The 17,972-nt window shown below is 47.1% G+C and carries 18 protein-coding genes; all 18 read left to right on the top strand.

The genetic code is table 11. From position 1 onward, the window contains the following. Positions 1-137: 137 nt before the first annotated feature. The gene (gene ndk / locus ACETMN_RS20670) at positions 138-581 is read left to right on the top strand and encodes a nucleoside-diphosphate kinase (protein ID WP_017687704.1); all 444 of its coding nucleotides are present in this window, start codon (positions 138-140) and stop codon (positions 579-581) included. A 25-nt stretch (positions 582-606) separates the two neighbouring features. Beyond that, positions 607-1,401, top strand: a complete 795-nt coding sequence (locus tag ACETMN_RS20665) for a CheR family methyltransferase (protein WP_091018035.1) — start codon at positions 607-609, stop codon at positions 1,399-1,401. A gap of 178 nt (positions 1,402-1,579) precedes the next feature. Next, a complete protein-coding gene (gene aroC, locus ACETMN_RS20660; RefSeq protein ID WP_091018033.1) occupies positions 1,580-2,749 on the top strand; it encodes a chorismate synthase in 1,170 nt (389 codons plus the stop codon). A 1-nt stretch (position 2,750) separates the two neighbouring features. Continuing rightward, entirely contained in the window at positions 2,751-3,845 is a 1,095-nt protein-coding gene (gene aroB / locus ACETMN_RS20655) for a 3-dehydroquinate synthase (RefSeq protein WP_091018031.1), read from the top strand. A gap of 5 nt (positions 3,846-3,850) precedes the next feature. Continuing rightward, the gene (aroH, locus tag ACETMN_RS20650; RefSeq protein WP_036607677.1) at positions 3,851-4,228 is read left to right on the top strand and encodes a chorismate mutase; all 378 of its coding nucleotides are present in this window, start codon (positions 3,851-3,853) and stop codon (positions 4,226-4,228) included. 728 nt (positions 4,229-4,956) lie between these two features. Beyond that, complete coding sequence (trpE, locus tag ACETMN_RS20645) at positions 4,957-6,525, top strand: anthranilate synthase component I (protein ID WP_411735053.1); 1,569 nt, start codon at positions 4,957-4,959, stop codon at positions 6,523-6,525. A gap of 68 nt (positions 6,526-6,593) precedes the next feature. After that, positions 6,594-7,634 carry an anthranilate phosphoribosyltransferase gene (trpD, locus tag ACETMN_RS20640; protein WP_091034830.1) on the top strand — a complete coding sequence of 347 codons (1,041 nt, stop codon included), beginning with the start codon at positions 6,594-6,596 and terminating at the stop codon, positions 7,632-7,634. Beyond that, the gene (gene trpC, locus ACETMN_RS20635; RefSeq protein ID WP_124116213.1) at positions 7,624-8,412 is read left to right on the top strand and encodes an indole-3-glycerol phosphate synthase TrpC; all 789 of its coding nucleotides are present in this window, start codon (positions 7,624-7,626) and stop codon (positions 8,410-8,412) included. Before trpD ends, trpC begins: the two co-directional genes overlap by 11 nt. Before the next feature lie 35 nt (positions 8,413-8,447). Next, on the top strand, positions 8,448-9,149 hold the full coding sequence (locus ACETMN_RS20630; protein ID WP_411736429.1) for a phosphoribosylanthranilate isomerase: 702 nt from the start codon (positions 8,448-8,450) through the stop codon (positions 9,147-9,149). Then, on the top strand, positions 9,146-10,345 hold the full coding sequence (gene trpB, locus ACETMN_RS20625) for a tryptophan synthase subunit beta (protein WP_091018026.1): 1,200 nt from the start codon (positions 9,146-9,148) through the stop codon (positions 10,343-10,345). The genes ACETMN_RS20630 and trpB overlap by 4 nt, the downstream gene beginning before the upstream one ends. Next, on the top strand, positions 10,342-11,148 hold the full coding sequence (gene trpA / locus ACETMN_RS20620) for a tryptophan synthase subunit alpha (RefSeq protein ID WP_105599403.1): 807 nt from the start codon (positions 10,342-10,344) through the stop codon (positions 11,146-11,148). Before trpB ends, trpA begins: the two co-directional genes overlap by 4 nt. Before the next feature lie 86 nt (positions 11,149-11,234). Continuing rightward, on the top strand, positions 11,235-12,335 hold the full coding sequence (gene hisC, locus ACETMN_RS20615) for a histidinol-phosphate transaminase (RefSeq protein WP_411735052.1): 1,101 nt from the start codon (positions 11,235-11,237) through the stop codon (positions 12,333-12,335). 26 nt (positions 12,336-12,361) lie between these two features. Continuing rightward, positions 12,362-13,456: a prephenate dehydrogenase gene (locus ACETMN_RS20610; RefSeq protein ID WP_074095636.1), complete on the top strand. Its 1,095-nt coding sequence runs from the start codon at positions 12,362-12,364 to the stop codon at positions 13,454-13,456. A 726-nt stretch (positions 13,457-14,182) separates the two neighbouring features. Next, positions 14,183-14,776 (top strand): RNA polymerase sigma factor, encoded by a 594-nt coding sequence (locus tag ACETMN_RS20605; protein ID WP_036607662.1) that lies wholly within the window; start codon positions 14,183-14,185, stop codon positions 14,774-14,776. Further along, entirely contained in the window at positions 14,773-15,408 is a 636-nt protein-coding gene (locus ACETMN_RS20600; RefSeq protein ID WP_036607660.1) for an anti-sigma factor family protein, read from the top strand. Before ACETMN_RS20605 ends, ACETMN_RS20600 begins: the two co-directional genes overlap by 4 nt. Before the next feature lie 43 nt (positions 15,409-15,451). After that, on the top strand, positions 15,452-16,051 hold the full coding sequence (locus tag ACETMN_RS20595) for a histidine phosphatase family protein (RefSeq protein WP_105599398.1): 600 nt from the start codon (positions 15,452-15,454) through the stop codon (positions 16,049-16,051). A gap of 233 nt (positions 16,052-16,284) precedes the next feature. Then, on the top strand, positions 16,285-17,403 hold the full coding sequence (locus ACETMN_RS20590; protein ID WP_091018018.1) for a hypothetical protein: 1,119 nt from the start codon (positions 16,285-16,287) through the stop codon (positions 17,401-17,403). A 44-nt stretch (positions 17,404-17,447) separates the two neighbouring features. Then, a complete protein-coding gene (locus tag ACETMN_RS20585) occupies positions 17,448-17,954 on the top strand; it encodes a gamma carbonic anhydrase family protein (RefSeq protein WP_210108602.1) in 507 nt (168 codons plus the stop codon). Positions 17,955-17,972: the final 18 nt, after the last annotated feature.

Raw genomic sequence — 17,972 nt, 5'->3', positions numbered from 1 at the left:
ACTCTCGGATTACTCATACCCAAAGATGAACAGAACTGTGAGATTCCTCATTGGGAGGATTTGGACATGTATGTTACAATCAGAGGGATTGCGTTTACATAGTGATTAACTTTGAACCGTGAGTGAGGAGTGAGCTGATGGATCGTACATTTTTGATGGTGAAGCCGGATGGTGTGCAGCGTGGATTGATCGGTCGAATTATTAGCCGTCTGGAAGACAAAGGATTTAAGTTGGTGGCAGGCAAATTGGTGCAGATGTCTGAGGATCAGGCAAAACGCCATTATGCTGAACATGAGGGTAAACCGTTTTTCGATGATTTGGTTCGTTTTATCACATCTGGGCCTGTATTTGCCATGGTGTGGGAAGGCGACGATATTGTGGCGCTTGCACGCATCGTCATCGGAAAAACCAATGTGAAGGAAGCAGCTCCGGGTACCATTCGTGGAGACTTCGCCAGCCACACACCACATAATCTGATTCATGGGGCAGATTCACCGGAAAGTGCTTCCCGTGAAGCAGCAAATTTCTTTGCTTCAGATGAACTGGTGGTATACGACAAGAGCATCGCAGCCTGGTTGTAATTATTAGCCAAAAGGGTGATACACGATGCTGGAGCAAGAACAACTACTAGACCCGGATTACACCGGATTCATTCGTAAAATCAAAGAGAGCACAGGCATTGATCTTGCTCAATACAAGGAAGGCCAGATGAAAAGAAGGCTGACCACACTTCGCAACAAAAACGGGTTTCATACATTTTCTAACTTTTTTGAAGCTATGCAGAAAGATAAATCATTGTTCTACGAGTTCCTTGATCGTATGACGATTAACGTGTCGGAATTCTGGCGTAATCCCAATCGTTGGGAAGTGCTGCGGGACGAAATTCTGCCTGAGCTGCTGGGGTCCAAGCGTCGTGCTAAAGTTTGGAGTGCAGCCTGTTCAACAGGTGAAGAACCTTATACACTCGCCATGATTCTGGACACGATGGGCATTTTGAAGGACAGTTCCATTACGGCAAGTGATCTGGATGAAGGTGCATTGGCCAAAGCCAAGGAAGGGCGTTATATGGAACGCTCACTTAAGGATGTGCCAAAGGAAACGGCGAACCGTTACTTCAAGCAGGATGGCTTGGTATACCGTATTGATGAGCACCTCAAAAATTCGATCAAGTTCATGAAACAAAATTTGCTGGTGGACCGTTTTGACGATGGGTACGATCTGATTGTGTGCCGAAATGTCATGATCTATTTTACCGAGGAAGCCAAAAATCTGTTGTATCACAAATTTGCAGCAAGTTTGCGTCCAGGCGGTATTTTGTTTGTGGGTAGTACGGAGCAGATCTTCTCCCCGGGACAATATGGTCTGGAGACAGCAGAGACATTCTTCTATCGGAAAAAATAATGATAATGGTTGTTTAGCCGTCTGAAGCACATGTACATGTGTTCAGGCGGTTATTTGTATACCAAGTACAAGAAAGAGCCGACTTTCTTGTCAAAGCCGGTCAGCTATACTATAATAAGCAAAGAAATTATGGGATTTTAGCAATGTGAAGTTTAACAGTTTAAAGGGGGAACGTATTATGAGTTTACGCTATTTAACCGCAGGGGAGACGCACGGACCCCAATTGACCGCTATTATTGAAGGATTGCCAAGTAATTTGACGATTGATTTTGAAGAACTGAATTTCCAGCTTCACCGCCGCCAAAAGGGATATGGCCGTGGACGCCGGATGCAGATCGAGAAGGATCAGGCGAATTTCGTTGGTGGTATCCGTCACGGATATACAACAGGTGCTCCGGTAGCGCTGGTTGTTCAAAATAACGACTGGAAACATTGGCAGAATATTATGAATATTGAGCCGATTGAAGGCAGTGACGAAGAAAAACGTCGCGTTCATCGTCCGCGTCCAGGACACGCTGATCTGAACGGTGGACTCAAGTATAATCTCAAAGACTTGCGTAACGTACTGGAGCGCTCCAGTGCACGTGAGACAACGGTACGTGTGGCATGTGGTGCCATTGCACGTCAATTCCTGGCAGAATTCGGAATCAAGGTAGCTGGACGTGTACTTCGTATTGGAGAGATCGAAGCTCCATATCAGGACCTTCCGATTGATGAACTGATCGCAGTGACAGAAGCTTCCTCTGTACGTGTTACGGATGCTGAGACAGAGAAGAAGATGGAAGCCTACATCGACCAGATTAAACAAGAAGGCGATTCCATCGGAGGAATAGTGGAATGTATCGTTGAAGGTGTACCTATTGGTCTTGGTAGTTATGTTCAATACGATCGCAAGCTGGATGCACGAATCGCTCAAGGCGTAATGTCCATTAATGCATTCAAAGGTGTAGAGATTGGTATCGGATTCGAAGCTGGAGTCATTCGGGGATCACAGGTGCATGATGAAATCATGCATACGGACGAGCGCGGCTACCACCGGGCAACCAACCGTCTGGGTGGATTCGAAGGTGGTATGACAAACGGTATGCCAGTCGTTGTACGTGGTGTGATGAAGCCGATTCCAACGTTGTATAAGCCACTGCAAAGTGTCGATATTGATACAAAAGAAGCATTTACGGCTCAGGTTGAGCGCTCGGATGCTTGTGCTGTACCAGCAGCGAGTGTGGTTATGGAGCATGTTGTAGCGTGGGAAATTGCCAAAGCATTCCTGGAGAAATTCGGCGGGGATTCCATGGAAGAGATCCGTGCCAATGTTGCTAATTATAACGTTCAACTGGAGAATTACTAATATGCGTCAGCTGACGGTACAGTTGGAGGAACGCTCATATCCGATTCTGATTGGTAGCGGCCTATTGGCACAAGCCCCTCAATATTTTGAGCAATATGGCTTGACCAAAAAAAGTCCGCTACTGATCATTACAGATGAAAATGTGGCTCCCAAATACTTGTCAGGTTTGGAGCAAACGCTGCGTACGGCTGGTTATACAGTCGTATCGGCGGTTGTGCCCGCTGGTGAAACATCGAAATCCCTTTCGGTGTTTCAGGATATGATGACCGTTGCGATCGAAGGCAAACTGGATCGGAGTTCTGCGATTCTGGCCTTAGGTGGTGGTGTCGTAGGTGATCTGGCTGGCTTTGTTGCCGCTACATATATGCGTGGAATCAAGTTTGTTCAAGTACCTACAACGATTTTGGCGCATGACAGCAGTGTAGGCGGCAAGGTGGCTGTCAATCATCCGCTGGCCAAAAATATGATCGGTGCATTTCACCAGCCCGAGCTTGTACTCTATGATGTGGACACACTTCAATCCTTGCCGCCGCGAGATGTATCGGCGGGGTTGTCAGAGATGTTGAAGCACGGACTGATCCGTGATGAGGCTTTTGCACATTGGTGTGAGGAACATGCGGAAGAACTGCTTGCGCTTAATCCGGAAGCACTTGGATACGGCTTGGAGCGTGGATGTGGCATTAAGGCAGAGATTGTATCCAGAGACGAACGGGAAAATGGTGAACGTGCGTTGTTGAACCTGGGACATACGATTGGTCATGCCATTGAAGCGATTGCCGGTTATGGAGAATTCCTGCACGGAGAAGCGATCTCGATCGGTATGGCTGGATCAGCATTGCTTGGTGAGAAGCTTGGTGCGCCAGCAGGGCTCTATGAAGATACGGTCCGCATGTTGCGTTCACTTCGCCTTCCAACAACGATGCCTGCACATCTCGACACGGATGCACTAATGGAAGCGATGATGCATGACAAAAAGTTCCGTGAAGGTCATATGGTGTTTATCATTCCTGATCGGATTGGGGCTGCAAGAATTGTGAAGGACGTACCTGTGTCGGCAGTTCGGGACGTCATTGAAATGCTCAGGAAGGGAGAATGACAGCAATGGTCACACGGGGAATTCGCGGGGCTACAACGGTCACGCAGAACAACGAAGAACAGATTTTGAAGGAAACGGCTGTATTGTTGCAGGAGATCGTGGATCGCAATGAGATCCAACCGGAAGATATCTGCAGTGTGTGGATTACGTTAACTGGGGATCTGGATGCTGCATTCCCGGCAAAAGCTATTCGCCAACTGGATGGCTGGGAACTCGTACCACTAATGTGTGCACTGGAGGTTCCTGTTAAAGGTGCCTTGGCGCAGTGCATTCGTTTCATGGTGCATGTCAATACAAACAAAGCTCAGAATGAAATCAACCATGTGTATCTGAACGGTGCACAGGCATTACGTCCGGATTTGGCAACACCTTCTGGCTCTTAAGTAGTGGGTTGTCAAACCGATCATAATGATGTATAGTGAGAACCAGTTGAGTAGAGTAGAGATTGAGCTGAGAGCAGCTGAGCTAGTGGAGTATATAGCAGAGTCCAGTGGGTGGTAACCGGGGCAACAGAAACCGGTCAACTGATTCACGGTACGTCGTGCTACGGAATAGGTAACAGGAACAGGGAAAATATACGTGTCATTGGACATCTTTATTTTGATATATTTTGGTATAAACACAATCAATGCACTTTCCTATATTTTACGAAATATTGGAATGAGTAGTTGAAGTGTTATAACTGATATATTTTCCCGAATTGGATGATGTGAGATGCATTAATTCAGCGACCTGTGAATAATCCGACGGCGAAGTATAGCGACTTGTTATTTATGAAGCATCACCCTGTTGAATACAGCTTATAACCAAACCTCTACCTGATGGTAGAGGTTTTTTTGTACATATAACCTTTTCTTCTACCCTTATAGGTTCAACTAAACTTTTTACACAAACGGAGAGGACAGAAATAACCTGTTGAAGCGGAGCGTTCGCCTAAAAGCTTTCTGAAAGAAAGCTACATCGGAAGCATACGCTATCACCGGATTTTCCCTTTAGAAAGGGAGTCAAAAAAATCTGGGGATAACAGCGATCGGAAGGTTGTTCTGTCATCGGAGTGTTCAGTGTAAACCTCTCTAGTTGAACTTATATAAATCTGAAAGGACGTGATTTGATGATAACGCCAAACGTTAATCAAGTACTGAAAATGTCGAATGAGTATAATCTGATTCCGGTAGTCAAACGGATTCTGGCAGATATGGAGACTCCGATTCGTATATTCCGCCGTTATGCTGACAACGACCGGGCATTCCTGCTGGAAAGTGTAGAGGGTGGTATTCAATGGGCGAGATACTCGTTCATCGGTACAGATCCGTTCCTGATGATTTCGGCCAAGAAGGGCCGGATTGTTGTAGAAGAAGCAGGGAAGACTCGTGAATTGCCAGGCAAACCGATCGAAGAACTGAAAGCACTGCTGCGTAAGTACCGCAGTCCAAAAGATGATGAACTGCCACCATTCACAGGTGGGGCAATTGGTTTCTTCGGATATGATCTGCTGTCCTATTATGAGAAGCTTCCAGCCCACGCGCTGGATGATCTGAATATGGATGACATCCGTTTTATGTTCTGTGACCAGATTATCGTGTTTGACCATGTGAAGCAGCAGATGTTGCTCGTTGGTAATGTACACGTCAAGGACGGTGCAACGGATGACGAGATACGTCAAGCGTATGCAGTGACTTCGGAGAAGCTGGAGCAGGCCGCAGAACGTTTGCAGCAGCAAGGACCAGGGGAGAACCTGAATCCGCGTTCCATTCCGGGAGACATTGAACTGGGTGACATCCGCTCGAACCTCACGAAAGAGCAGTTTATCGGTAATGTGGAGCAAGCCAAAGATTACATTCGCGCAGGTGATATTTTTCAAGTGGTATTATCCCAGCGTTTCCACATTGATACGGAAGTTTCTCCGCTTCACGTGTATCGTGTGCTTCGGACCCTGAATCCATCACCTTATATGTACTACCTCAAAATGGATGATGAGATTATCGTGGGTACTTCGCCTGAAGCGCTGGTCAAGGTGGACGGGAATCGTGTGGAGACACGACCGATTGCAGGCACACGTCCAAGGGGGGCAACCGAAGCGGAAGATCGTGCACTCGCTGCTGATCTGCTCCAGGATGAGAAGGAACGCGCGGAGCATCTGATGCTGGTTGATCTGGGGCGTAACGATCTGGGCCGGGTATCCAGCTTTGGCAGTGTGAAGTGTGACATGTTCATGGAGATTGAACGGTATTCTCACGTGATGCACATGGTATCCAACGTTACGGGCGAGCTTAGAGAAGATAAGGATTTCTTCGATGCATTCCTCTCTTGCTTGCCAGCGGGTACCGTATCCGGTGCACCGAAGCTGCGAGCAATGGAGATTATCGATGAACTGGAGAAAGAGGCACGGGGTGCTTATGCAGGAGCAATCGGATACCTTGGTTTCTCGGGTAACATGGACTCCTGTATTACGATTCGTACGATTATTTTCAAAAAAGGAAAAGCTTATGTACAGGCCGGAGCAGGAATCGTATGGGATTCTGTGCCTGAGAATGAATATGAGGAAACGGTTAACAAAGCTAAAGCATTGCTCAAAGCGATTCGAACAGCAGAAGCAATGTTTCCTGCCAAAGAAAAGGACAGCACGTTGAGACTGGCCAATGCAGACTACTTTGTCACACCAGCGGCCACTAAGAACTGAGAGAGGAGAGACCGGAGATGAACATAAACCCAATAATGAATGAGAACCCTGTAACCCCCATTGCTGAGATCACTCGTGAGGAAGGCATGAAGAATGGCCTGGCGAAGATTCTAGAGGGCAGCCATCTGGAGCAAGCCGAAGCAAGAGATTTGATGTACTCGATTATGAGAGGTGAAGCAACGCCGGCTCAAATCGGAGGTTTGCTGATGGCACTGCGGATGAAGGGGGAAACGGTGGATGAGATCACCGGTTTTGCTGAAGCCATGCGTGGTCAGGGCGGACGAATTCTAACGGATGGTAGCGGCTTGCTGGATACGTGTGGAACAGGTGGATCGGGTATTCACAAATTCAATATTTCCACAGCATCCGCCATTATTGCTTCGGCCGTCTCGGTTCGGGTCGCCAAACATGGCAACCGTTCAGCTTCAGGCAAAGCGGGTAGTGCAGATGTATTAGAGGCACTCGGTGTAAATATCCATCTGAACGGGGAACAGGCCAGACAATGTCTGGATGATATCGGAATCTGTTTCTGTTTTGCCCAGGTATATCACCCTTCCATGCGACATGCGGCAGGACCGAGAAAAGAGCTCGGTGTTCGTACCATTTTCAATATGCTCGGACCGTTAACCAATCCTGCGGGAGCAGATCGTCAATTGCTTGGCCTGTATGATCGTTCCCGGACGCCGATGATTGCTGAAGTACTGAATCGTCTTGGTCTCAAAAGAGCGTTGGTCGTGGCCAGCCATGATGGTCTGGATGAAATCAGTATCTCGGCACCGACTCAGGTATCTGAACTTCGCAATGGTGAAGTGCACACCTATGATATTGATCCACGTGATATGGGCTTGTCTCTGCATCCGCTTGAAGCGGTACTTGGAGGAGATGCGGCACAGAATGCCGAAATTATTAAGAGGATCTTCCAGGGTGAGCAGAGTGCCTATCGCGATGTCGTTCTGTTGAACGCCGGAGCGTGCATCTATGTATCCGGTCTTGCAGATAGCATCGCTGAAGGGGTGACACTTGCCGCAGAAGCGGTAGATTCGGGCAAAGCTGCCGGGAAGCTTGAACAGTTAATTCATACAACGGAGGCGTACAGTCATGTATCTTGATCGAATCGTTGCAACCAAACATAAAGAAGTAGAAGTATTGGCAAAGACATTTCACATGGATGAGGCTATCCAAAAAATCGAACAACTCCCCGCAACCCGGGGGTTTGAACAAGCACTATCAAGCGGACGCAATCGCAAACTCGGCCTTATAGCTGAAGTGAAGAAAGCTTCGCCATCCAAAGGGTTAATTCGCCCGGATTTTCATCCGGTAGAGATTGCTGCTGCTTATGAGCGAGCAGGTGCAGACTGCATCTCCGTATTAACGGATGTGTCGTATTTTCAAGGGAGCAACGAGTACTTAAAGGCGATCCATCAAGCGGTGAATATTCCGCTATTACGCAAGGATTTTATTATAGATGAACGACAGATTGCCGAGGCAAGATTACTGGGTGCGGATGCGATACTGCTGATTGCCAGTATTCTGACACCTGAACAGATTCGTCAATATCTGGGGTTTGCCAAAAGTTTGGGGCTGGACGCTTTGATTGAAGTCCATGATCGAACAGAATTGGAGCAGGTATTGGAGATTCCGCAGGCAACACTAGTGGGCATCAACAATCGGAATTTGAAAACATTCGAAACCAGTCTGAACACGACACTGGATTTGATGGAATTGATTCCAAGTGGCGTTACCTTGATTAGCGAAAGTGGTATTGACGGACCAGAATCAACAGTACCTCTGATCCAGGCCGGTGTTCATGGTATTCTCGTAGGTGAGCATCTCATGCGCAAGGATGATGTCGAGGCGGCTGTATATGATCTGATGGGACCCAAATGATGAATACTTCCATACACGATGGCACAGGTGACAGTATGTCAGAACGGAGAAACCCGCTGCCAGCGGTCGTAAAAATATGTGGACTTCAGGACGTTGAAGTGCTAAAATCGATGATAAACTTGCCTGTGGATTACATTGGTGTTGTTTTTGCCAAATCACGCCGTCGAATCGAACCTGAGCAGGCTGCTGCATTAAGAACGGTGTTGTTCGAATGGTCTACCTATGATCGGCCGAAGCTTGCAGGTGTATTTGTGAATCCTACGCTCGAAGAGTTGGAATACATCATGGAGATTTCTCACCTGGATGTTATTCAACTGCATGGACAGGAGTCTGCGGAATTCTGCCATCAGGTGAAGCAGCGGTGGAATGCCGAAATATTCAAGGTTTTTTCTTTTCCCAAAGATGAAACAGGTCCGGAAGCTGATGATGCAGCCATAAGGGCTCTTGATACTTATGATGAATTCGTGGATGCGATATTGCTTGATACCCATGATCCTCTATATGGAGGGGGCTCCGGGAAGACGTTTGCCTGGGAGCGAATCCCTGCCTATGCTGAATGGGCAAAAAGTCGCGAAATTGCTCTGTTCGTTGCAGGAGGTTTGCAGCCGGACAATGTACAACAACTAATACAGACATATGCACCTTTCGGCGTCGATGTATCCAGCGGCGTGGAGACTGAAGGTGTGAAGGATATTGCCAAAATTACAGCATTCGTAGAAAGGGTGAAGCAGGCATGACACATCAATTGCCGGATCAACACGGGCGTTTCGGTCACTTCGGAGGCCGCTTTGTACCTGAGACACTAATGAACGCACTCATAGAGTTGGAGGAGGCATATAGCCACTTCTCTGAAGATGAGGAATTCAACAAGGAACTGAACTATCTGCTAAGCGAGTATTCTGGACGTGAAACACCATTGTATCATGCAGAGCAATTGTCACGCCGATTGGGCGGACCGAAAATTTATCTGAAACGTGAAGATCTCAATCATACAGGCGCGCACAAAATTAATAACGCCATTGGACAAGGTTTGTTAGCCAAACGGATGGGCAAAAAGAAAGTTATTGCCGAAACAGGTGCAGGTCAACATGGCGTTGCAACGGCAACCGTAGCCGCATTGCTTGGACTGGAATGCAAAGTATTTATGGGCGAAGAAGATACAGAGCGTCAGCAGTTAAACGTATTTCGGATGAAACTGCTCGGAGCAGAAGTGATTCCGGTGACGTCCGGAACACGAACACTGAAGGATGCTGGTAATGAAGCACTTCGTTACTGGGTCAGCAATGTGGAGGATACGTTCTATGTGCTCGGATCAGTGGTTGGTCCTCATCCATATCCGATGATGGTGCGGAATTTCCAGCGTGTGATTGGTGATGAGACCCGTCGTCAGATTCAGGAGATCGAAGGACGTTTGCCGGATGTGATTGTAGCCGCTGTCGGTGGCGGAAGTAATGCGATCGGTATGTTCTATCCATTTATCGGTGACGAGGATGTGAAACTTGTTGGTGTTGAAGCCGCAGGCAAAGGGGTCGAAACCGAGTATCATGCGGCGACGATGACCAAAGGTACGCATGGTGTATTCCAGGGATCTATGAGTTACCTGTTGCAGGATGAGTATGGACAGGTTCAGCCAGCGCATTCCATCTCGGCCGGACTTGATTATCCGGGTGTTGGTCCGGAGCATTCCTATCTCAAGGATATTGAACGGGCAAAATATGTACCGATCACGGATCAGGAAGCACTGGATGCCCTGCAACTCCTATGTCGGACGGAGGGAATCATTCCTGCTCTGGAGTCTGCACATGCGGTAGCCCAAGTTGTCAAACTGGCGCCTGAACTAACAGCAGATGATATTGTAGTCATTTGTCTGTCGGGACGTGGAGACAAGGATGTTGAATCCATCATGAAATACACGGGAGGTGACTTGGGATGAATCTGATGGACCAGACCTTCCAGCAATTGAAGGAACAGAAGCGTACGGCACTTATTCCATTCTTAACCGTGGGAGACCCGGATGTGGACACAACGATTGATATCATCAAGGAGCTTGAACAGGCAGGAGCGGATATTTTGGAATTGGGTGTTCCCTATTCCGATCCGCTTGCGGATGGCCCAGTCATTCAGCGTGCTTCCGAACGTGCGCTGAAAAGCCAGATTACCATTCGTACTGTTATGGAAACCGCTGCAAAGGCTCGTAAGGCAGGTGTGAAACTGCCGTTTGTACTGTTCACCTATTATAATCCGGTATTGCAGACAGGACTGGATGTATTCTTTGATGAATTGGTCAAACACGATATTAGTGGCATGATCATTCCGGACCTGCCGATTGAGGAAGCGGAAGAGATGCGAGAGCGCGCAAATCGTGCTGGTGTGCATCTGGTGCCGCTTGTTGCACCAACATCTAATGCCCGGATTGAGCGGATTGTAACGGGAGCGAGTGGCTTTATCTATTGTGTATCTTCTCTTGGCGTAACCGGAGAGAGAGCTTCTTTCTTTGATGGCGTTGAAAGCTTCATTGAGACGGTGAAAAGTCTGACAGACCTCCCTGTAGCGGTAGGTTTTGGTATCTCCAGTCATGAGCAGGTGGCACATTTCTCCCGCATCTGCGATGGCGTTGTTGTAGGTAGTGCCATTGTTCGTCAAGTGGAAGATGCGATTCCTCTGCTTGAAAATCCGGATACGCGTGCAGCGGGACTGTTGCAAATTCGCAACTTTGTGGCACAATTAAAGGGATAGAGATGTCCTGAAAGGACATCTTTTGGACACGTAAGGTGCACGCTGATTCGTGTCTAACATTATTTCAATAACAGGAGGCGGTCGGGTTGAAACCGAAATCCCAGATTGTCAATCTGCCTGTGTACCAGCCGGGCAAACCGATTGAAGAAGTGAAACGTGAACTGGGGCTTGAACAAGTCATCAAGCTGGCCTCCAACGAAAACCCGTACGGCAGTTCTCCTGCCGCCCTGGAAGCCATTACGAAAGAAATGACTAATATAAGCATATACCCAGACGGTAGCTCAGTTGAGCTGACGGGAGTTCTTGCGAAGCATCTTGGCGTTGAACGGAACAACTTAATATTTGGTTGTGGTTCCGATGAGATTATTGCTTTGATCACGAGAGCTTTCTTCTTGCCGGGTGACGAGACCATCATGGCAAATCAGACATTTTCTGTATATAAAAGCAATGCAGATATTGAGGGTGCCGTGTCCATCGAAGTACCTCTGAAAGATGGCACGCATGATCTGAGCGCGATGCTCGCGCAAATTAACGACAAAACCAAAGCAGTATGGGTGTGTAATCCAAATAATCCAACAGGTACGATTATCTCCGAGCAGGAACTTACAGCCTTTATGGACCGTGTGCCTGCTCATGTGATGGTCATACTGGACGAAGCTTATTATGAATTCGTAACCGATGAAGCATACCCGCAAAGTATACCATTGATCGAACGGTATCCGAACTTGGTCATCCTGCGGACATTCTCCAAAATTTACGGTTTGGCTTCGCTTCGGATCGGATATGGTATTGCACGTCCCGAAATTATTGATTTGATTAACCGTGTACGTGAACCGTTTAACACCTCACGTTTTGGACAGGTTGCTGCAACCGCTGCACTACTGGATCAGGATTTTGTTCAAGAGTGCTCGAAGCGGAATGCAACGGATCGGGATTACCTGCAAAATGAATTTACACGGCTCGGATTGTCGTATTTCCCTTCACAGGGTAATTTCATTATGGTTGATCTGAATATGCCTTCGGCAATTGCGTTCCAATCTTTGCTCAAACAAGGCATTATCGTTCGCTCAGGATTCCACGTATATCCAACTTACATTCGTGTGTCCGTCGGAACATCAGAACAGAACCGTGCATTTGTCACGGCACTGGAGAACACGCTGGCTGAGAAGGCGGTAACACGCCCTTAATACTGGCGATGAAAGAGTGAGGACCCATGAAACTAAAAATTGCAATGATTGGTGTAGGACTCATCGGCGGTTCACTGGCGCTCTGCTTCAAAGGCAAGCCAGGTGTAACCGTGATGGGCTACGCCCACTTGGATGAACTGAAGGACAAGTACATAGCGAGCGGTGTAGTGGATGATGCTACGCTCTCTCTGGAAGAAGCGGTAGAGGATGCCGACTTTATTTTTTTGTGCGTTCCCGTAGGTTTGCTTGAATCCTATTTCGAAAAGCTCTCCAAGCTGCCATTGAAAAAAGGATGTATCATCACGGACGTAGGAAGCACTAAAGCTTCCATTGCCGCTTGTGCCGAGCATGTGAGGTTGACTGACGCTTACTTCATTGGTGGTCACCCTATGGCGGGGTCGGAGCGCGCAGGCGTAGATGCGGCCTCAGCCGTGTTATTTGAGAATGCATACTATGTCTTGACTCCTTCAGAACATGTACCTGAGGAAGCCTATAGCAGGTTGTCTGAGTTGCTTGCGTATACGCGGGCACAGATCGTGCGTGTGGAGCCTCTGCTGCACGATGACATCGTGGGGGCGATTAGTCATCTGCCACATGTTATTGCTGTTGCGCTGGTGAATCAGGTGCGTGAATATAATGAGTCGAATCCACTGTATAAAATGCTGGCTGCAGGTGGTTTCCGGGATATCACCCGGATTGCGTCCAGTGATGCGATTGTGTGGAGAGATATCTTGCTTAGCAACCGTGATGTACTGCTGGGCTTGCTTAAGGACTGGAATAGCCAGATGACGGCCTTTACGGATATGCTGGAGCATAAGAACGGTGAAGGTATAGAGGAGGCATTCCGTCAGGCCCGCGAGTTCCGCAGTATATTACCAGAACGACGCAAAGGCATGATATCGCCGTTATTTGATCTGTATACTGATGTTCAGGATGCACCGGGTATGATCGGTAAGATCGCAACTGAGCTTGGAGCAAATGATATCAACTTGAGCAACTTGGAGATTATCGAAAACCGGGTGGATGTGCCAGGCATTATGCGTCTGTCTTTCCGTCAGGAAGAAGATATGGAACGAGCCAAGACGTTATTGGATTCCTTAGGCTATCAAGTGTGGATATAAGACGAGAAAGAGGGCGAAAGCCCTCTTTTTTGTAAGGTTATATAGGAGTTCTTATTTGATTTTCAGTCACAGAAAAAAAGGATGTATTATCCTGAATTACCGAAAGATATAATTAATTCAAACAATTTTACTGAAAGTGTTGACAAAATGAAAACGTATACATATAATAAGGGTACAGTATGGTTTCTCTCCACTCCTATCCAATAACTGTATTGCTCCACGTGAGCAATGGCCGCTTATGTAAGCGGTCTTTTTTTTGTCTTAAAAAGTTATGGGAAAGGTATTGATATGTTAAAAATTACACTTAAACTTACATCCTCTATTTACATCTCCCTCCTTAATCTGTTAGGATACCTTAGATCAAATAAATATCACATTTTTGTAACCTTTTCGGTATGTTGTCCGTCTATATAAGCAAGGCTTACCAAAAAGGCTCAAAATGAAGTCATGAACGTGAAAATGACCGCATATGAATGACAGGTCGGGTTTTGTGAATACCAATGGATTTGCCAGGATGATGCAGACCGTTGTACAATAAATACTGTTAATGTAGAAACGTTGGGGAAATTGCCATTACATAGGGGAATTTGGCGGGAAGGCCAGTTATGGCGCTGAACGCTTTTTATATGCGGTGAGAACCGCAACTTTTTTGTGCCTGTTCGGTAATACATGGATAGAGTCGAACGGGGAGAAGCACATGGATGGGCGAGGAGGGGTCGCACTCAAATGACGGATTCCCAGTTGATTCGAGAGATCAAGGAAGGTAACCTGGAGTTATATTCCGAGCTGATGAGTCGTTATCAGCGTAAAATACTGGCTTTCGTATATCATATGTTGAAAAGTTCCAATATGGAGCTGCTTGCGGAAGATCTCTGTTCTGAGACTTTCTATAAGGCGTTCCGCAGTCTGCACTCTTTCCGTGAGGTGGATGCCTCATTCTCGACCTGGTTATATACCATTGCGAGAAATACGGTACTGAGTGAGCTTCGCAAACAGCGCAGCGGAAATGTCCCACTTGAAGAGAGCGGGATTGTTCCCGTTGCTCCTTCGGAGAATACACCGGAGTATGCTGTACTACGCAGCGAGCGGGTGATGCTGGTTAGGGATGCGATTAACAATTTACCGGAGAAGCAGCGTTCTGCGATTATACTCCGTGAGTATGATCAACTAGACTACCAAGAGATTGCGAATATTCTTGGGCAGAGCGTCAGTTCTGTGAAATCGCTATTATTCAGAGCAAGATCAAGCGTAAAAACTCAATTGGAACCTTATTTCTTCGAACCGGTGTACGAGCCATATGAAGGGATGAAGAACCGATGAATTGCAATGAAGCCCAGGAACTGTTTGCACTGGTCTGGGACTTGCCGGAAACTCATCCTCAGCGGATTGCATTTCATGCTCATCTCGCTGGTTGTGAAGAGTGCTCCGAGCAGTTTGAGGTCTGGGAAGAAGCTCAGATCTTGCTGCACAGCATTCCGGTTCCAGTGACAGAACAACAAGCAGAGAGAGTGAACCGTAACGTGATGGACCGGATCTACGCGGAGTCTCCATGGTTACTGCCGGAAGAGGTGAAGGTTAATCGTTTCTCTGCTGTGATCCGCAAGCATATGTCTTTGTGGATTGCCGCGTTCCTGGCTATTTTTTTATGCAGCTTTCTGTATATGGCAATGTTTAAGCCAGACGTATCAGAAGCTGAGCAAACCAAAGTTGTTACTACGGGTATCCTGGAGACAGGGGTTGCCGGAAGCGGACCATCGTCCTCTGGAATGTATCAGTACAACATGACTGGAGCGGACAGAGGAAGTATCATAGAACCTTTTGTTGTGAGCATGGGACCCGCTTATCCGCAGTATTGGATGGCACTCTCTTTACTTGCAATAGGAATGGCGTTATTTTCTCTTGGACGTATGCATCGAACAACGAATAAACGCAAACAAGGTGCGAGTGCATAGGTAATAACCTTTCATTCGCCGTGTGGAGAAATGAGGGATGTAAGTGCGAATCGGGCTTATTCGTCACGGTCTTACAGACTGGAATGCGGCGGGCCGTATACAGGGTCAGACGGATATTCCTCTGAATGGAGAAGGTCGTGAACAGGCAGAGCGCCTGGGAAGACGTCTGCTGAAGGAAGAATACCAATGGGACTATATCATCACAAGTGGATTATCGCGGGCACAGGAAACAGGGGAGATTATCTCCAAGCTGTTGAATGTACCTTTGCTTGAGCCGGACGCACGGTTGAAAGAAAGGGCTTTTGGTCAGATTGAAGGTCTGACTTCAGAAGAACGGGTTGCCCGTTGGGGCCAAGCCTGGGAGACATTGGACTTGGGACAGGAGCAGATAGCGGATATCCAGATTCGTGCACTGGCGTTTCTGGAAGATCTATGGTCTGCCTATCCGGACCAAAACGTACTCATTGTCACTCACGGAGCTTTCTTAGCCAACCTGTTAACAGCCTTGTTTAAAGATCGGTATACAGAACGGATTGGAAACCTGTCACTGACGATCCTGGAAAAGGAACGTGATGACTGGAGTCCGCTGTTGTATAATTGCACACGACATCTGTCTTTGGACACAGCGAAACAACCTAAGTAATCCAACTTGGGTTGTTTTTTTGCGTTTTATGGGGAAATAAAGACTTTATATGATTTCAAACCTCTCATTTTTCTTCTGATTGACCAACTCGGGGCATAGTATGGTTTAAAACATAAAAGATTTCCAAAAAGAGGTTTAGATTATGGGAATTCCGTCAACGATGTTTACAAAACCAAACTATTTCAGGCTCCGAATTAACAGTCGAAGTAGTTAACGGGCGAGGCGATGGACCCATGAATCTAGCGGATATGCTTACTTTTGCCGATATTGGCCAGCTTAATCGAATAGCAGACTATTACCAATGTGAATGCAAGCCCAATTCCAAACATGAACTCATCCAGAGTATTCTCACTACATTGGGCAGCAGACCCTTTTTTGAGCAGCAGGTACGTCAACTGAATCAAGCAGATCAGCGCTTTTTGAACAACTTGTTGTTTGATCCTCGCCAGTATTATGGTATGGAAGAACTCATTGCCATAGCCCGTCAATCGATGGACAAAAAGGAGAGTGAGGCTGGCGCGAGTCCACGTGATCTCATCGTTCGCTTTAATAAGAGTGGATGGTTGTTCAATGGGACAACGCAGCAGACCAGGTATTTGTATCAGGTACCCCAGGATCTGAAATTAAGATTCAGGGATGTGTTATCCACACATCTGCGAGCAGGGATTACCAAAACAACGGAACCACCCATGTATCGGGATGAATATCATCTCTTAGCGGATGATCTCAAGTTGTTCCTGCAGTATGTCCAGCAGCACGAAATTGCCCTTAACGCCGAAGGCATGATGTACCGTCGCTCTCAACAGCAGATTATGGAGCATCTTCACATTAGTGAGGAATTGGTGGGCAAAGGTGGATGGAGATTCGGATATGGCCGTTCCTTCAAGGATTACCCGGACCGTTTCGCACTTCTCTACGACTATGCATTTCACCATCGGCTGGTTCGTGAGGAGCAAGGCACGCTGAAGTTATCACCAGCTGGAGAAGACAAGCTGGCAGCTGAGAAAACAGCCGAAATGATACAGCTATTTAGGTTTTGGTTAAGATTGTATAAAGGTGCTATTCCCAATCTGTCCTCTATTGTGTATTGGACAGGCGAATGTGCCCAGGAATGGTCAACCGCCGAGTCACTGTTTCGTCAGATCGGTCCGTTCATTCAGCCGTTTTACTATGATACGGCCGAGGCCATTTATGATAACAGAATTGTTAAAATGATGTTGCATCTTGGCATGGTCCGTATTGGGGAACATGAGGAAGGCCGGACGATACAAATGACAGCCTGGGGCACACGTCTTGCTGCATCCTGTCGCTCCATCTCAGGAGACATTACGCCTATTATGTTTGACAAGTGAAGGACAAGTTGCTAAAATCACTCCCAAATTAAGGAGTGATAATAATGATAATTCCATACAAAGGTCTACAACCTCAGTTACACCCTTCAGTATATATGGCTGAAGGTGCAAAACTGATCGGTGATTTGAGAATGGGAGAAGAGTCTTCCGTCTGGTTCAATGCAGTCCTGCGGGCTGATTTGGCTCCTATTATCATTGGAAAGCGCTGTAATATTCAAGATAACGTTGTCGGGCATGTCAATACTGATCAACCTTTGATTGTGGGAGATGATGTCTCAGTAGGACATACAGCGATCATTCATGGTTGTTCTATTGGAACAGGATCATTAATCGGCATGGGCGCCATTCTGCTGAATGGAGCCGATATTGGCGAATATACGCTGATTGGAGCCGGTTCTGTTGTTACTGAGAATAGTAAAATTCCGCCCTATACTCTTGCTTTGGGGACACCTGCCAAAGTGATACGTGAGCTGACTGATGCCGATCTGGAGCGGATGTCCAGAACTTCACTGGGTTATGTTACCAAAGGAAAAGAATATAGGAGCTCTTAAATCCGTTTTGGAGGTGCA

Origin of the sequence: Paenibacillus sp. M2, from assembly GCF_046713495.1 — a bacterium.
Lineage (GTDB): Bacteria > Bacillota > Bacilli > Paenibacillales > Paenibacillaceae > Paenibacillus > Paenibacillus amylolyticus_B.
Note: the sequence above shows the minus strand (reverse complement) of the source record. Positions and strands in the feature narration are given on the sequence as shown.

Excerpts from the sequence above, each read along its gene's own strand:
- ndk (WP_017687704.1), top strand. The coding sequence starts at position 138 with ATGGATCGTACATTTTTGATGGTGAAGCCGGATGGTGTGCAGCGTGGA.
- ACETMN_RS20665 (WP_091018035.1), top strand. The coding sequence starts at position 607 with ATGCTGGAGCAAGAACAACTACTAGACCCGGATTACACCGGATTCATT.
- aroC (WP_091018033.1), top strand. The coding sequence starts at position 1,580 with ATGAGTTTACGCTATTTAACCGCAGGGGAGACGCACGGACCCCAATTG.
- aroB (WP_091018031.1), top strand. The coding sequence starts at position 2,751 with ATGCGTCAGCTGACGGTACAGTTGGAGGAACGCTCATATCCGATTCTG.
- aroH (WP_036607677.1), top strand. The coding sequence starts at position 3,851 with ATGGTCACACGGGGAATTCGCGGGGCTACAACGGTCACGCAGAACAAC.
- trpE (WP_411735053.1), top strand. The coding sequence starts at position 4,957 with ATGATAACGCCAAACGTTAATCAAGTACTGAAAATGTCGAATGAGTAT.
- trpC (WP_124116213.1), top strand. The coding sequence starts at position 7,624 with ATGTATCTTGATCGAATCGTTGCAACCAAACATAAAGAAGTAGAAGTA.
- ACETMN_RS20630 (WP_411736429.1), top strand. The coding sequence starts at position 8,448 with ATGTCAGAACGGAGAAACCCGCTGCCAGCGGTCGTAAAAATATGTGGA.
- trpB (WP_091018026.1), top strand. The coding sequence starts at position 9,146 with ATGACACATCAATTGCCGGATCAACACGGGCGTTTCGGTCACTTCGGA.
- trpA (WP_105599403.1), top strand. The coding sequence starts at position 10,342 with ATGAATCTGATGGACCAGACCTTCCAGCAATTGAAGGAACAGAAGCGT.
- ACETMN_RS20610 (WP_074095636.1), top strand. The coding sequence starts at position 12,362 with ATGAAACTAAAAATTGCAATGATTGGTGTAGGACTCATCGGCGGTTCA.
- ACETMN_RS20605 (WP_036607662.1), top strand. The coding sequence starts at position 14,183 with ATGACGGATTCCCAGTTGATTCGAGAGATCAAGGAAGGTAACCTGGAG.
- ACETMN_RS20600 (WP_036607660.1), top strand. The coding sequence starts at position 14,773 with ATGAATTGCAATGAAGCCCAGGAACTGTTTGCACTGGTCTGGGACTTG.
- ACETMN_RS20590 (WP_091018018.1), top strand. The coding sequence starts at position 16,285 with ATGAATCTAGCGGATATGCTTACTTTTGCCGATATTGGCCAGCTTAAT.
- ACETMN_RS20585 (WP_210108602.1), top strand. The coding sequence starts at position 17,448 with ATGATAATTCCATACAAAGGTCTACAACCTCAGTTACACCCTTCAGTA.